At 52.4% G+C, this 15357-nt stretch carries 12 protein-coding genes and 1 other annotated feature; of the genes, 6 read left to right on the plus strand and 6 right to left on the minus strand.

The window, feature by feature from the left end; all coding sequences use genetic code 11:
- Positions 1–28: 28 nt before the first annotated feature.
- Positions 29–1600, minus strand: coding sequence for an amidohydrolase (locus KNP67_RS09800; protein ID WP_021065601.1), 1572 nt, complete (start codon positions 1598–1600; stop codon positions 29–31).
- Positions 1601–1674: 74 nt separating this feature from the next.
- Positions 1675–3405 carry a septation ring formation regulator EzrA gene (ezrA, locus tag KNP67_RS09805; RefSeq protein ID WP_029595170.1) on the minus strand — a complete coding sequence of 577 codons (1731 nt, stop codon included), beginning with the start codon at positions 3403–3405 and terminating at the stop codon, positions 1675–1677.
- A 236-nt stretch (positions 3406–3641) separates the two neighbouring features.
- Here ezrA and KNP67_RS09810 point away from each other — a divergent pair, with 236 nt between their 5' ends.
- On the plus strand, positions 3642–4124 hold the full coding sequence (locus KNP67_RS09810) for a GAF domain-containing protein (protein ID WP_021065599.1): 483 nt from the start codon (positions 3642–3644) through the stop codon (positions 4122–4124).
- Between the two features lie 222 nt (positions 4125–4346).
- Positions 4347–4946, plus strand: a complete 600-nt coding sequence (rpsD, locus tag KNP67_RS09815) for a 30S ribosomal protein S4 (protein ID WP_029595169.1) — start codon at positions 4347–4349, stop codon at positions 4944–4946.
- Between the two features lie 43 nt (positions 4947–4989).
- On the opposite strand, the gene KNP67_RS09820 is transcribed toward rpsD, so the two are convergent.
- Both KNP67_RS09820 and tyrS read right to left on the minus strand, forming a co-directional pair.
- Entirely contained in the window at positions 4990–5616 is a 627-nt protein-coding gene (locus KNP67_RS09820; RefSeq protein WP_021065597.1) for a GTP pyrophosphokinase, read from the minus strand.
- Between the two features lie 107 nt (positions 5617–5723).
- Entirely contained in the window at positions 5724–6971 is a 1248-nt protein-coding gene (tyrS, locus tag KNP67_RS09825) for a tyrosine--tRNA ligase (RefSeq protein WP_214756542.1), read from the minus strand.
- Positions 6972–7018: 47 nt separating this feature from the next.
- Positions 7019–7216 (minus strand) — a binding site (T-box leader).
- A 167-nt stretch (positions 7217–7383) separates the two neighbouring features.
- Between tyrS and KNP67_RS09830 the strand changes: the two genes are divergently transcribed.
- Positions 7384–9885, plus strand: a complete 2502-nt coding sequence (locus KNP67_RS09830) for a transglycosylase domain-containing protein (protein ID WP_029595166.1) — start codon at positions 7384–7386, stop codon at positions 9883–9885.
- 44 nt (positions 9886–9929) lie between these two features.
- Here the strand turns inward: KNP67_RS09830 and acsA are convergent, their stop codons facing one another.
- Positions 9930–11636: an acetate--CoA ligase gene (gene acsA / locus KNP67_RS09835; protein WP_021065594.1), complete on the minus strand. Its 1707-nt coding sequence runs from the start codon at positions 11634–11636 to the stop codon at positions 9930–9932.
- 155 nt (positions 11637–11791) lie between these two features.
- On the opposite strand from acsA, the gene KNP67_RS09840 reads away from it, so the two are divergent.
- Genes KNP67_RS09840 through KNP67_RS09850 form a run of 3 tightly spaced genes read left to right on the plus strand, consistent with a single transcriptional unit; the run spans position 11792 to position 14232 of the window.
- Positions 11792–12421, plus strand: a complete 630-nt coding sequence (locus tag KNP67_RS09840) for a GNAT family N-acetyltransferase (protein WP_058764004.1) — start codon at positions 11792–11794, stop codon at positions 12419–12421.
- Between the two features lie 12 nt (positions 12422–12433).
- Positions 12434–13066: an acetoin utilization AcuB family protein gene (locus tag KNP67_RS09845; RefSeq protein WP_021065592.1), complete on the plus strand. Its 633-nt coding sequence runs from the start codon at positions 12434–12436 to the stop codon at positions 13064–13066.
- Positions 13063–14232 (plus strand): acetoin utilization protein AcuC, encoded by a 1170-nt coding sequence (locus KNP67_RS09850; protein ID WP_021065591.1) that lies wholly within the window; start codon positions 13063–13065, stop codon positions 14230–14232. Before KNP67_RS09845 ends, KNP67_RS09850 begins: the two co-directional genes overlap by 4 nt.
- 49 nt (positions 14233–14281) lie before the next feature.
- Here the strand turns inward: KNP67_RS09850 and ccpA are convergent, their stop codons facing one another.
- Positions 14282–15295 carry a catabolite control protein A gene (ccpA, locus tag KNP67_RS09855; protein ID WP_021065590.1) on the minus strand — a complete coding sequence of 338 codons (1014 nt, stop codon included), beginning with the start codon at positions 15293–15295 and terminating at the stop codon, positions 14282–14284.
- Between the last annotated feature and the right edge of the window lie 62 nt (positions 15296–15357).

The raw sequence follows: 15357 nt of genomic DNA on the forward strand, positions 1-15357 counted from the left end.
GTCCTCGTGGATGGCTAGCCTTTTGTTATTACGTGTTGACGACGTCGGCCTCGTATACCGGAGCCCCGTCGACGACCGTCATGACGAGTCGGTTGTCGAGGATGTCGCGTCCACGCAAGTCGAAGAAGTCCTCTTCCCACACTGTGAACGTCGCGTTATAGCTCTGAATCAACAAGCCGTCGCGTCCGTGTGTGCCTGTGGCGACACGTGGTGCATACGTGAAGCTACGGAGCGCCTCATACATCGATAGGCGTTCCGGCGGGTTGAGCGCCCCTGACTCCTCAAATGACTGACGGGTGACCGCCGCATACAAACCTTTCCGTACATCGACGGTAGAAATCGGGGCGTCACTGCCTCCAAGGACGAGCGCTCCCGTATCGAGCATCGATTTGAAGCGGTAGGCGTCATCGACGCGGTCGTTGCCGAGCCGGTCGAACAACAAGTTCATGTCGTCCGACAAGAAAATCGGTTGGGCATCAATCAACACCGGCAACGCTTGAATCCGTTTCAAGAGCGCGTCGTTCAAGAGTGAGGCGTGAATGATTCGGTCTCTCGTCCCGCGCTTGGCCGGATATTTCTCAAGCAGCGTGATGAACTGTTCGGCGGCGGCGTCCCCAATCACGTGGGCCGCCACGTTCATCCCGTAGGACCGCGCCTTTTTGACAAGCGCCTCGAGATGATCCGGACGATGGACCTCGATTCCCCGCTGTGCCGGATCATCCGTGTACGGTTCCGACAAGAGTGCCGTCCGTCCCCCGAACGATCCGTCGACGAACAATTTCATCGCCCCGAAATCAAAACGCGGGCGCTTGGCGAGCGCATCGTGACGAATCAACGTATCGACGACTTGTTCATGGACGAGCAGATGCGCGTGGAACGGGAGGTCCGCCAACACGTCTTCATACGCTTGAATCGTCTCGAGCGGGTCACCGTGATAGAACAAGTCTTCCGTATGGGCATTGACGATGCCGTGGGCGAACAGAGAGTCGATGGCCCGGTGGAGCGAGGCGACATTTTTCTCGCGATTCCCGCCCAGCTCTTTGTGGAGCAGGTCGAGCGCCGCATCGTACAGCACCCCGTTCAACTTGCCGTCCGCATCGCGTCCGAGCTTCCCGCCTTCGATGACGGTATGATGAATCAAGCCGAGCCGTTCCAACCCTTTCGAGTTGACGACGGCAACGTGGCGACAGACCCGTTTCAAGACGACGGGGCGGTCCGGAATAACGGCATCAATCATCTCACGCGTCGGCATCTCGCCAAGCAGACGGTCATTGAACCCTTCCGCGACGATCCAATCGTCGTTTCCACCCTTTTGCTTCATCGATTCGAGCAGAGCTTGCAAGTCCGTCGTCTCGGTCGCATCGATCCGGTCGAGCGCTTCCCCGTACCCGATCAAGTGGATGTGTGAGTCGGTGAACGCCGGATAGACGCTCTTCCCTTCAAGATTCACAATTTGCTTGATTCTTCCGGCGTATGTACGACGAAGGTGGCCTTCTTCCCCCATCTTCAAGATCCGGCCGTGCTCCACGTACATGGCACGAGCTTGTTCATGCTCTTTGTTCATCGTATAAATCTTTCCGTTAACCCATAGCGTTCCCATCACAAAATTCCTCCTCGATTCAAAAAAGATTGACGTACACGTTAATTCCCGTTTACGTCAATCTTCATGCATCATTATTTTCGTAATAGCTCTTGCTGTTCCAATCCTTTTTCGACGCGTTGGCGAATCTCACGGGCCGCACCTTCATCGAAACGTCCGAGGACACGCTCGCCAATCTCGACGGCCGTCCCATACTCACCATGTAAAAACTTGTTCTCGGCGAGCGTCAAGGCGATATGCACCTCGTTGTCGCGACGGCGATAGCGGTTCGCATACTGCAGAAGCTGTTCGGCGTACGTGACTTGGCGCAAGAGCGCTTTGACCCGGTCCCGGAAGTTGTCCATCGTCTCTTCGACGTCGTGGCTGAGGCCGACGATATACGTCATATTAAACGGTGCTTTCTCGAACTGTTCATCCAACGATTGCACGCCTTTTTGCAACTGGCGCATATCGCTCGTCAAATCAGTCGGAACGACCGGCATGGCGCTCTTCGCGAGCAAACGGCGATGGGCAGACAGTTCGCGCTTCCATGACTCGAGTTTGTTGCGGACTTCGAGTTCTTCTTTGCGAAGGGAGTTCGTGTTCTCGATGAACCGTTCATGCATCGCACTGAACTGATCGAGCGAACGTTTCGCTTCTTGTACTTTTGATTTAATCATGCTGAACGGAATCATCTGGGCGACGAGCGCCTGTTCGATGTCGAGTACGTTCGCTGTGAGCGTCGCACGCTCCCTTTCGAGCTGTTCAAACTCTTCGCCGACACGGGCATTAATCTCGTAATTGCTGACGAGGCGGGTCATCTCTTGATGGAGACGAGCCATGACTTCACTCGTCTGGCGGTCACGTTCTTTCACGGTCGCGAATTCTTTTTTCACGTATTGGCGTGCATCGACTTCGGTCCGGAACGCTTCGAACAGCTGATCGATGTCCGAGCTGAGCTGTTGCATGTCCATCTCGAAATGATCGAAGTCGAGTTGTTCAATCCGGTCCATGAGCGCGGCCCGGCGATCTTCCGCTTGCTCGATCTCTTCCATTAAACCGAGCGGCTCAAGCGCGTAGCCGTCCATTTGCATCTCTTTATGACCCGAACGCAACTGGTTGAGCTGTTGTTTCAAATCGATTTGCACCGTGCGCACGAACTGCGGGATGACGCCGACGAGTTCACGAATCTTCGTCACTTTCTCAGACAAGACTTGGCCGGCGATATACGCCTCCGACACTTGTCCTTCCTGCTTCAACGTGATCATCTCGGTCCGCTTCGCTTCCGCTGCCGCGATTTCAGACTCGACGAGCTCGTATGTCGGGCCAAACGCACTGTTTTGGGCGACGAGCGTCTTCCGGAATTGATACAACTCTTTCTCGTCTTTTTTGACGATATCGAGAAGCGACGAATGGTGTTGATTGAACTCATCCATCTCATCGAGCATGGCGTGTACCATCGACTCGAGCTCTTCAATCAACTGTTCCGTCGCGTTCAAATCGGATTTCACTTTAAGGAAGCGATATTTGTCCAAATCTTCTTCGGCATGATAGAGCGCCTCATCGATTTGTCCCGTATGTACGCTGACGAGTTCGTCCCACGACTGATGCCACCGTTCGAACTTCTCTTTCGTCTCGCCTTCCATCGGCCATTGTTTGAACTTCTGCAGTTCAGCCGGCACACTGGCGCTGAGCACACTTTGTTTGCGCATGTCTAAATCATCAATTTTCTGGTAAAAATTCCTTCGCACGAGCATGCTTCCCAGCATGGCCCCTAATACGATGACAATGATTCCAATTAAAATTCCGTAGATTCCGTAATCCATCTCTGTCACAACCTCCAAGCCGCTTTCGTGGACTTATGTATCTAAATGAATAAATGAAGTATTTTATGAGTATAGATAATACTAATCATATTATAGAACCAATGATTTGCATAGGTTTTCCAACGGTTTAGGGAGAGAATGTTATTTTCCACGCGAATCTTTTGAGAAGACAAACCGAAAAAATGCGTGTACCATAATGCTAATTCATCATGCATTCATTCATAGGAGGGAATCAAATGTTTCAAACAACGACTTACACCGGCGATTTGGCCGCCGGGTACGACATGCTCAATAAACAGCTGGCAGCACTTCTAGAAGGCGAGACGAACCGTGTCGCCAACCTATCGAACGCGAGCGCATTGCTCAACCAGTTCCTCGACCGCATCAACTGGGTCGGCTTCTATTTAACAGAGGGAGAAGACGCCCTCATCCTCGGGCCGTTCCAAGGCCTTCCGGCTTGTGTCCATATCGCGTTCGGTAAAGGAGTTTGCGGCACGGCGGCCTCGACGCAAGAGACGCAACTCATCGCAGACGTCCATCAATTCCCGGGCCATATCGCTTGTGACGCGGCTTCTAACTCAGAAATCGTCGTCCCGCTCGTTCGCGACGGCAAGACGATCGGTGTCCTCGATATCGACAGCCCCGAGTTCGACCGCTTCTCAGATGTCGATCGCCAAGGGCTCGAGCAATTTTGCCAGACATTACTTCGCTTCATCTGATTGACAAGCGAATCGTTTCGTCGTATACTGATTTTTGTGCATGAAATGACGATAGCAGTCATTGACAGACGTATCCACCTTTCGGGCCTCGACTGAGTCGGAGGAGCATCTCGTAGCTTCGCTATCAAGTGAAGGTGCTTGAACCTAGAAAGGGGCGTCACCCGTCTTTGACACCGTTGTTCTTTTGTGCAAAATACATGAACAACAAGGAGGAGTCCAAACATGGCTCGTTACACAGGTCCAGCTTGGAAACTCTCGCGTCGCTTAGGCATCTCGCTTAGCGAAACGGGTAAAGAATTAGCAAAACGTCCTTACGCACCAGGTCAACACGGAAATGGTCGTCGTAAAATCTCTGAATACGGTCTTCAGCTTCAAGCGAAGCAAGCACTCCGTCACATGTACGGAATCAACGAGAAGCAATTCCGTCGCATCTTCAACGATGCTGGGAAAATGCAAGGTATCCACGGTGAGAACTTCATGTTCTTGCTCGAGTCACGCCTTGACAACCTCGTTTACCGTATGGGTCTCGCTCGCACACGTCGCGGAGCGCGCCAACTCGTCAACCACGGTCACATCCAAGTTGACGGTTCACGTGTAGACATCGCGTCTTACCGTGTAAAACCAGGTCAAGTCATTTCAGTTCGCGAGAAGTCTAAAAACTTCAAAGCGATCGCTGAAGCTCTCGAAGTAGCACCAGCTACAAAAGACTACGTCACATTCGATGCTGAGAAGCTCGAAGGTACATTCGTACGTCTTCCTGAGCGCGCTGAATTGAACGACCAAATCAAAGAGCAACTCATCGTTGAGTACTACTCACGTTAATGCTTTTATCCCCTTCCCTGCCTCGGCAGGAAAGGGGATTTTTTTATTTCTTTAAAATCTGTTCACGAATCCGGCCCATCTGGGTATCGAGCGCATCCGCCATCTTCGCCGCTTCAATCAACTCGAGTTTCGACGCCTCCGGGACGACGTGCTGGTATTTATAATGAAGTTTATGCTCCGTCGCCGCCCAAAAATCCATGGCGAGCGTGCGAATTTGAATCTCGGCTGGCACCCAGATGACGCGTTCCGCCAAATACACTTTCGTTCGGACGATGAGATGCAAGCTCCGATAGCCGCTCGGTTTCGGATGTTGGATGTAATCCTTAATCTCATCAATTTCTAAATCGTCCCGTTTTTTCAAATGATCGAGGATGGCGTAGATGTCATCACGAAAACTCGTGACGATTCGCACTCCGGCGACGTCAGATATATTGTCCCACAGCGCTTCCACTTCGAGGGGAAGCCCTTTTTGATTCATCTTCCGAATGATGGACGGCAACGTCTTCATCCTCGTCTTCACGTGTTCAATCGGCGAATAGCCGAGCCGCGTCTGCCAATCGAGGTCGATGATGCCGAGATCGCTCTCGAGTTCAGTGATCGCCATCTCGTAGTACCGGAATCGCTCCCGCCATTGATGGAACTGCTCGCCAAAAAATTCTTCAATGTCCATAACAAAGCCTCCTTGTCGTCTATACTTGCTATCGTAGCAGACCGAATCGATGTTGAGTCAGAAAAAAACGTCCATGTTCGCAACATTGGCGGACATGGACGCATGCATCAGACGTGACGGATCACGAAGTATTTTTTCTTACCGCGACGGATGATGGTGAACTCACCGAGCGTATCGGCGCGTGTCACCGTCTTATCCAGCGACTGCTCCCGCTCCCCGTTCAAGTAAATCGCCCCGTTTTGAACGTCTTCACGGGCTTGACGTTTCGATGGTGCAATCTTCGCTTCGACGAGAAGGTCGACAAGGTTGCGCTCGCCTTCGAGCTCGAACTGTGGCATGCCCTTGAATGCGGCATCCATGTCTTCTGGTTTGAGCGTTTTTAAGTCGCCACTAAAGAAGGCAGTCGTGATGCGTTGCGCTTGATCAAGACCCGCTTCTCCGTGGACGAGTTTTGTCATCTCTTCAGCGAGACGACGTTGGGCGACACGCTTCTCCGGTGCAGCGACCACTTCTGCTTCGAGCGCCAAGATGTCTTCGTGCGACATGAACGTGAAGTATTTGATGAACTTGATGACGTCAGCGTCGTCGACGTTAATCCAGAACTGGTAAAACTCGTACGGCGTCGTCTTATCGGCGTCGAGCCAGACTGCACCACCGGCCGTCTTCCCGAATTTTTGACCGTCCGACTTCGTCACGAGCGGCACCGTCAACCCGAACGCCTTCTCTGAGTGACCGAAGCGGCGGATGAGTTCGAGTCCAGCCGTGATGTTGCCCCACTGGTCGCTGCCCCCGACTTGAAGGCGGCAGTTCTCGTTTTCGTACAACTTCAAGAAGTCGAACGATTGCAACAACATGTATGAGAATTCCGTGTACGAGATTCCGTTCTCCAAACGTGAGTCGACCGAGTCTTTGGCGAGCATGTAGCTGATCGGGAAGTGTTTCCCGATATCACGTAAGAAATCGATAATCGATAACTCTTCCGTCCATTCGTGGTTGTTGCGGATAGAGATTGGATTCTCACCTTCGAGCGGGAGGAAACGGCTCAATTGGTCTTTGATTCGATCCGAGAACTGTTTGACCGTGTCGAGCGTGTTGAGCGAACGCTCGTCCGAACGACCTGATGGGTCACCGATCATCCCAGTCGCGCCACCGACGAGGGCGATGACGTGGTGTCCCGCCTCTTGGAAACGTTTGAGTGTTAAAATCGGGAGCAAGTGCCCGATATGAAGCGAGTCCGCCGTCGGGTCGAACCCGGTGTAAAGCGTCGTCGGTTTGTTCAACTGTTCTTTCAATCCTGCTTCGTCCGTCATTTGGTTGACGAGACCTCGAAATTCTAAATCCTTCAATAATTCCATCTGTTCCACTCCTTCGATTGACATAAAAAAACGTCCCTTCTCATATGAGAAGGGACGGAGATTCCGCGGTACCACCCTAATTGCCACAGCTGTGGCCACTTGTAGCGAGAGATAACGGTCTCGACCCGGCCGAACGGCACGCTCCAAAAGTGTAATTCATCGATTGACATTGGCTAGTTCACAGCACCCACTAGCTTTCTGGACAAGCGGTCAGTCGACTACTTCGCTTTCTTCATAGCATCTTTGTTTATGGACTATGCTTTACATTTTATAAGTTCTATTTCCAAATTGTCAACTGGAAGATGGAAACTTGCAGCCGACAGTTGATTGGGAGGAAGGTCGGCAATGACTTGTGCTATAATCGTATATATTACTGTCCAAAATAGTTTTACACCATATTAAGGAGGCTGTCATGCTGCAAAAGATTCGAGACACATGGAACCAACCAAAGTCCTTGAAAGCCCGCCGTTATGCCAATGTATTTTACGATGTATCCTGGAACGTTCTGCTCCTAACGATTATATCGGTCGTTCTCATTGGATTTTTAGGCGCCGGGATCGGAGCGGGTTATTTCGCTTCACTCGTCAAGGATATGCCGGCACCCGCTTATAAGACGATGACGTCACAAATCAACACGTACTCATCGACTTCTGACATTTATTTTGGAAGCGGTGAACGAATCGGAAACTATACGACGGATGAAGTACGGATTCCCGTCGCCGTCGACAAAGTTTCTCCGTTCGTCGTCGACGCGTTACTCGCCACAGAGGACGTCGAGTTTTACGAACACGATGGTGTCGTCCCGAAAGCGACGCTCCGTGCCATCTTACAAGAAGCGACCGGTTCGGAAGATCGGACCGGTGGCTCTACGCTCACACAACAGCTCATCAAGAACCAAATGCTGACGAACGAAGTGTCGTTCGAACGAAAAGCGAAAGAGATTTTACTCGCCCTTCGCCTCGAGAAAGCAATGAACAAAGATGAGATCTTGAACGCGTACTTGAACGTCGTCTCATTCGGACGAAACTCGATGGGACGCAACATCTCAGGGATTGAAGCAGCCGCTCGCGGTGTCTTCAACACATCGGCTGAGAAGTTGACGTTACCACAAGCCGCTTTCCTCGCCGGGATTCCGAAAAACCCGTTCCTTTATACACCGTATTACCAAGGCGGTGTCATTAAAGAGGACGTGGCACCGGCCATCAACCGGATGAAGACGGTACTCAACCGGATGTACGTCGCCGGGAAGATCACGAAAAAAGACTACGACGCTGCATACAACTACGACATCACAAAAGACTTCATGAAGACGCAATCGAAGCCGCGTGACCGCTATCCGTATGTTGTGCAAGAAGCTGAACTACAAGCCCGACAAATCGTCACGAACTACTTGCTTGAACAAGACGGCATCGTCTTGTCAGATTTAAAAACGGAAGAACAAAATACCATCCGGTCAACATATGCCAAACGTGCACACAATATGTTGCGTCAGGGTGGATTCAAGATTCATATGACGCTTGACAAAAAAGTTCATGAGGCGATGCAACAACCGGCTAAAAATGCCAATAACTTTGATAAAGATCAATACATCAAAGAAGAAGATCGGACATTGCCTGAACAGACGGCATCAATCATGATTGAAAACAAAACAGGGCGCATCCTTGGTTTTGTCGGTGGTCGTTATATTAACGGCAAGACAGATGAAGTAAACCGCGCCATGCGCATGGAGCGTCAAATCGGATCGACGGCCAAGCCAATTTTGGTGTATGCCAACGCGATTGAAGCTCGAATGATCACACCTGAGACGGTCATTTTAGACGAAGAGTATTTCTACAAATTTACCGGTCCGGGACAGCCTAAAAAAGAAGTTTTAAATGAGAGCAGAACGCATAACGGTCCGGTGACGGCCCGCGAGGCATTGAAGCGTTCCCTCAACGTCCCTGCCGTTAAGATTTACGAAGAACGGAACCAGAAAACTGCTGATACGCAAAAACTCGTCGATATGGGCATCGAAGTATCGGAAGCGAACCGAAATGCATCATCGATGGCTCTAGGCGTCGGAGAAGTCAGCCCGGTCAACTTGGCCGCATCTTACGCGATGCTCGCAAACTACGGCGAACATGTCGAGCCATACTTCATCGAACGCATCGAATATAACGGTGAGACCATCTTCGAGAAAAAAGCGAAAAAGACACGCATCTATACTGACCGTACGTCTTATCTCGTCATCGACATGTTGCGTGATGTCTATACGTCAGGAACAGCGACGTATGCCAAATCGCTCTTAAATGTCCCTGGCGATTGGATGGGTAAATCTGGTACGACGAACGAACGACGCGATTCGTACTTGGTCGGTTCGAACCCGAACGTCACGCTCGCCGTGTGGTCTGGTTTTGACTCACAATTAGCTGAGATGCAAAACAGCTATGAAGTCGGTCAGTATTATCAACGGACACAACGTATCTGGTCACAGACTGCCAACCGCGTATTCGCCGATAATCCTGAAATCTTCAACGCGGGTGCACGCTTTACCCAGCCTTCTAGTGTTTCTGCCGCTGACTTCAAGGACTCTGGTTCATTCTCTGAGAAGAAAAAAGTCGAAGAGAAGAAGAAGGAAGAGGAAGCGAAGAAGAAAGCCGAAGAAGAGGCGAAGAAGAAACAAGAAGCCGAAGAGAAGAAACAAGAGGCTGAAGAGCAGAAACAGGAAGCTGAAGAAGAGAAACAAGAAGCTGACGCTGCTGCGAAGGAAAAGGCAGCGGCTGACGCAAAAGCGAAAGCAGAAGCCGACGCAAAGAAAAAAGCGGAAGCTGATAAGAAGAAAGCTGAAGAAGAAGCAAAGAAGAAAGCCGAAGCTGAGAAAAAGGCTGAGGAAGACAAGAAGAAAGAAGACGCCGAAGCTGCAGACGGCGCCTAATCCGACAAGAAAGGTCGACACATCGCGTGTCGACCTTTTGTCGTTCAATCTTCCATTGTCGATAAGTCACCCGTCTCGAGGTTCAACTCCCATGCTTTCAAGACGCGACGCATGATTTTCCCGCTTCGCGTTTTCGGCAATTTGTCTTTGAACTCGATCTCACGCGGAGCCGCGTGAGCCGCGAGTCCTTCTTTGACGAACTTTTGAATCTCCGCCTTCAACTCGTCCGACGGCTCATAGCCTTTACGGAGCGCGATGAACGCCTTGATGATCTCCCCGCGGACCGGGTCCGGTTTCCCGATGACCCCTGCCTCGGCGACAGCTGGGTGCTCGACGAGACGACTCTCGACTTCGAACGGACCGACCCGCTCCCCTGCCGTCATGATGACGTCATCGACGCGGCCTTGGAACCAGAAGTAACCGTCCTCGTCCATATACGCCGAGTCACCCGAGACGTACCAGTCTCCCCAGAAGTAACTCTCATACTTGGCGTCATTCTTCCAAATTTTCCGCATCATCGACGGCCATGGCGTCTTGAGTGCCAAGTTGCCCATCCGGTGCGGCGGGAGTGGTTGACCGCGGTCGTCTAAGATGGCCGCTTCACAACCCGGGATGGCTTTGCCCATCGACCCCGGTTTGATATCCATCGTCGGATAGTTACAAATCATCATCGCGCCGGTCTCTGTCATCCACCACGTGTCATGAATCCGTAATCCGAACGATTCGTTCCCCCAACGAATGACTTCCGGATTGAGCGGTTCTCCGACCGAGAGGATATGGCGGAGTGACGACAAATCATATTTTTCAAACGCCTCTTCTCCGGCACCCATGAGCATCCGGAACGCTGTCGGCGCGCTGTACCAGACCGTGACACCGAACCGTTCGATGACCGAATACCAGAACTCAGGATTGAATCGTCCCCCGACGATCACGTTCGTCGCCCCGTTCAAGAACGGTGCGAAAATCCCATAGCTCGTACCCGTCACCCAACCTGGATCGGCTGTGCACCAGTAAATGTCGTCCGGTTGCAAGTCGAGCACCCATTTGCCGGTCATCAAATGCTGCACCATGGCGTTATGGACATGCAAGACACCTTTCGGTTTCCCGGTCGACCCTGACGTATAATGCAAAATCATGCCGTCTTCGCGGTCGACCCACGTGATGTCGAGATCGGTCGAGGCATCACCCGCCAATTTGCGGTAGTCGATGATTTTCCCTGCCTCTTTTACCTCGTCACCGACGATTAAAATCGTCTCCAAGTGCGGGAGTTGATCGACCGGGATACGCGGTAGGAGCGCCTCGGTCGTGACGATGACTTTCGCTTCCGAGTCGAGCAGACGGTCGTGGACGGCTTGCTCCATGAACGCCTCAAACAACGGACCGACGATCGCCCCGAGCTTGAGTGTACCGAGCAAAATAAAATAAAGTTCTGGACTCCGTGGCATGAAGATGAAGACGCGGTCGCCTTTCTCCACTCCAACCGATTTCAGAACGTTTCCGGCCCGATTGCTTTCTCGTTTCATGTCCTCATACGTGTAGCGCTCTTCTCGTTCCCCATCGAAATAGAGCAACGCCAGCTTCGTGGCGAGTTCACCTTCTGCGTGACGGTCGATTGCTTCGTATGCCATGTTGACGTTCCCCGTCAAATTCCAAGAAAATAATGCTTCTGCTTGTGTCCACTCGAACGACTGACAAGCATCTTCATACGACGCCAATTGATGTTCCCCTGATAACGCTTTCAATTTTTCCATCGCTAAAGATTCGCCTCCCCTGTAATGAATGGTATAACCACTTTCAGTATAGTGTTAATATTATGACAAATCAATGAATTTCCAAAATCTCCAAAAGAGTGTGAAACAAGCTAAATGAAAGCGCTATAATAGAAGGTGGAAAAGGTGGTGACTCCATGGAAAAACAATATCATTCAAAGGTGTGGGAAACCTCACTCGGAGCCGTAATCATCGATGGACCGATCGAGAGCGACGTGTTGGCCACGTATCGGCTCGATGAGGGATTGACCGCATTTCGTGAACCTGAGGACCAACACAAGGCGCTCGTCGAAATCGCTGACTTGAAAGAAGGCCGCATCATCGTGGCCCGCGTCGATGACCTCGTCATCGGTTATGTCACGTATTTATATCCGGACCCATATGAACGTTGGAGTGAAGGGAACGACCCCTATATCCTCGAGCTCGGCGCGATCGAAGTGAGCCCGCGCTTCCGTGGCCAACGGATCGGCAAGCAACTGCTCGAAGTGTCAATGATGGACTCGCATATGGATGACTTCTTGATTTTGACGACCGAATATTATTGGCACTGGGACTTGAAAGGGAGCGGGCTCTCTATCTGGGACTATCGGAAAGTGATGGAAAAGATGATGAACCACGGCGGACTCGTCTTCTTCCCGACCGATGACCCGGAGATTGCCTCGCATCCGGCCAACTGTCTCATGGCACGGATTGGCAAGAACGTCCGGCAAGAAACGATCGACCATTTCGATTCGCTCCGGCTGCGGCGCCGGTTCATGTATGACTAAGGAGGGACCTGGATGTTGATTGAACAAATGATGAACCGTCATGTCGTGACGATTCAACCGACCAACACGATCGCCCATGCGGCCAAGCTCATGCGTGATCATAAAGTGCGCCATCTCATCGTCACCAACCCGGCCCGACAAGTCGTCGGAATCGTCGGCCAGTTCGAGATGAGCGGAGCGACGAGCGTGTTCCATCCGGAGAGCGAGAGCGCCGACTTCAAAAACCCCGTTTCGAGCATCATGCGTCAAGATGTGACGACGGCACATCCGTACGACTTCTTCGAAGATGCGGCCGCTCTGTTTTATGAGTATCGCCTGACCTGCCTGCCGATTGTCGAACAAGGCAAACTCGTCGGCGTCTTGACCGAGACAGACTTATTGCGTTACTTCGTCCAATTGACGGGCGCGCTCGAGCCGAGCTCTCAGATTGAGCTCTTGGTCGAGAACACGACGGGGACGCTCGAGAAAGTGACCCGGCTCCTCGCCAAGACGAACGTCAACATTATCAACGTGTTCGTTCATCCGACGCCCGACCCATATAAACGCATCATCTCGTTCCGCGTCCAGACGATGAATCCGCTCCGCATCATCGAACGGTTGAAACGCGAAGGTTATGACGTGCTCGGTCCGGAGATGTCCCAATGAGACCGGCCTACATATTCGGGGAGAACGAGAACTCGTACCGCTTCCATGCGGATCATCCGTTCAATCCGGTCCGCCTGGAGCTGACGACGTCTCTGCTCATCGCCTCAGGTAAACTTCAGGCCTCCGAGTGCATCGCCCCGCCCCTCGCCTCGGTCGAGTCGCTCGCGCTCGTCCATGACCTTGATTATATCGAAGCGGTTCAAGCGGCGGCGGCCGGTGAGCTGTCGACATTGAAAGCGAACAAGTTCGGCCTCGGCACTGAAGACACGCCGATTTTCCCAACCATCCATGAAGGGGCGGCCCGGCTCGTCGGGGGCACCGTTCACGCACTCGATTTGGTCGCGAGCGGTAAACTGGAGCGCGCCTTTCACGTCGGGGGCGGCCTCCATCACGGGATGAGGCGGAAAGCGTCCGGATTTTGCGTGTATAACGACGCAGCGGTTGCCATCGCCCACGTCCGTAAAGCGTACGGCAGCCGGGTCCTCTATGTCGATACTGACGCCCACCACGGAGACGGCGTACAATGGCTGTTTTATGACGATGACGATGTGATGACGTTATCCATCCACGAGACCGGCCGCTACCTGTTCCCGGGGACAGGAGCCGTCACAGAGCGCGGCAACGGGAATGGGTACGGCTATAGCTGGAACGTCCCGGTCGATGCGTTCACCCAAGACGAGTCGTTCTTGCGCTGTTATGAGACAGTGTTCCGGGAAGCGTGCGAATGGTTCAAGCCGGATATCATCGTGACGCAGAACGGGGCCGACGCCCATGCCTTTGATCCGTTGACGCACCTTGCCTCGACGATTCGGACGTTCGAACAGATTCCTCAAATCGCCTCTCGACTTGCCGACGAGTATACGGAAGGAAGACTCGTCGCCCTCGGCGGCGGCGGCTATGATTGGTATCGGACCGTACCCCGGGCTTGGGCGCAAGTGTGGGCCGGACTGACGCGCGAGGCGCCGTACAGCGGCGACATTCCGCCCGAATGGATCGAGCAGTGGCAGGACAAAGCGGATTTAGCCTTGCCGACACGCTGGGATGACCATCCGTACACGTTCCAACATATTCCCCGACGCCAACAAATTGAGGAGAAAAATTGGGAAGTGACGAAACGGGCGTTCTGGCCGTTCATTTCGCACGATCGCAAATCACTATATGTCTAAAAAATCCCCTCGTCCGCGGAGTGACTCCGACAGGCGAGGGGATTTTTATTCAGTCTTGACGTACCGAATCGCGACGTTCGATGCGGTGCGGCAAGACAACGTTCTTCTCTTCGACTTCTTCCGCATTCAAGATTTTCGTCAAGAGACGCATGGCAACGGCACCGATGTCATACATCGGTTGGACGACCGTCGTCAATTTCGGACGAATCATCGTAGCGAGACGCGTGTTATCATGGCCGACGACTTCAAAATCGTTCGGGACCGAGAAACCGGCGTCTTGAATCGCGTGAATGACACCGAGTGCCATCTCATCCGTACCGGCGAAAATCGCTTTCGGGCAATCGTCACGTTCGAGCATCTTCTGCATCGCCTCAAGGCCTGATGCGTACGTGTAATTCCCAAGGACGACGTCACTCTCACGGAACGGGAGTCCGGCGTCGTCAAGGGCACGGCGGTAGCCAGAGAATTTCTTCTCGCCATTGATTTGTTGCTCGAGTGGACCTGTGATGAAGCCGACTTGTTTATGACCGTGGCCAATCAACATTTCGGTCGCGTCGTATGCCGCTTGCTCATAATCGATGTTGACCGCAGGGAGGTCATACCCTTGGTTGAGTGTCGCCGCGAGGACGATTGGGACGGGTGACTTTTTAAACTCGTTGACGAGGTCTTCATGCAGACGACCGCCCATGAAAATGATGCCGTCGACTTGTTTCCCGAGCAATGTGTTCAACAAATGGATCTCTTTGTCACGGTTCGAGTCCGAGTTCCCGAGGATGATGTTGTACTTGTACATCGTCGCGACGTCCTCGATTCCGCGGGCAAGGTCTGCGAAGAAGATGTTCGAGATATCTGGGACGATGACGCCGACCGTCGTCGTCTTCTTACTGGCCAGTCCACGTGCGACAGCGTTCGGACGATAGCCGAGACGGTCAATCGCATCCTGGACTTTCTTGCGGGTCGTCGGTTTGACGTTCGGGTTTCCGTTGACGACGCGTGAGACGGTTGCCATCGACACCCCGGCTTCTCGTGCGACATCATAGATGGTTACATTGTTACTATTCATTAAAACTCCTCCTACAAGCAATGATTTTCAAACGATTTTCAAAAAACGTGTCAAAAAAGGAA

Origin of the sequence: Exiguobacterium sp. s157, assembly GCF_018618205.1 — a bacterium.
GTDB lineage: Bacteria > Bacillota > Bacilli > Exiguobacteriales > Exiguobacteriaceae > Exiguobacterium > Exiguobacterium chiriqhucha.